The organism is Mesorhizobium sp. M00.F.Ca.ET.216.01.1.1, assembly GCF_004010325.2.
In the GTDB taxonomy this organism is placed as follows: domain Bacteria; phylum Pseudomonadota; class Alphaproteobacteria; order Rhizobiales; family Rhizobiaceae; genus Mesorhizobium.
The window spans coordinates 1-393 of sequence record NZ_SADR02000182.1; the positions used below are offsets into that span (position 1 = coordinate 1).

Here is a 393-nt window from a genome sequence, read left to right on the forward strand (position 1 = left end):
AAGGCGAACGCGGCTAATCTAGTGCGGCGCATCTACGAGGGCGACGACGCGCGCATCGACAGCGCGTTCACGATCTACTACATGGCCGTCAAGCTCGGCTCGACAGCGTCCATGCTGGCGACCCCGTGGATCAAGGACCATTGGGGCTGGCACACGGCCTTCGCCGTGTGCTGCGCGGGGATGCTGCTGGCGGTGGCGAACTACTTCGTGATGTTTCGCACGCTCGCGCATATCGGCTCGGCGCCGGACGCCGAGCCCGTGCGCTGGAAGCGGGTCGGCGCGGTTGCCCTCGGCGGCATCGCGCTTGGCGCGGCCACCATGTTCGTGCTGCAACACAAGGCGCTTGCAGTGGCTTGCGTGTACGCAGCGGGCGTCGCGATTCTGGCGATTTTC

At 66.4% G+C, this 393-nt stretch carries 1 pseudogene; it reads left to right on the plus strand.

Annotation, left to right across the window (positions count from 1 at the left end):
* A pseudogene (locus EN859_RS35630) lies at positions 1 to 393 on the plus strand (hypothetical protein); the annotation flags it as partial.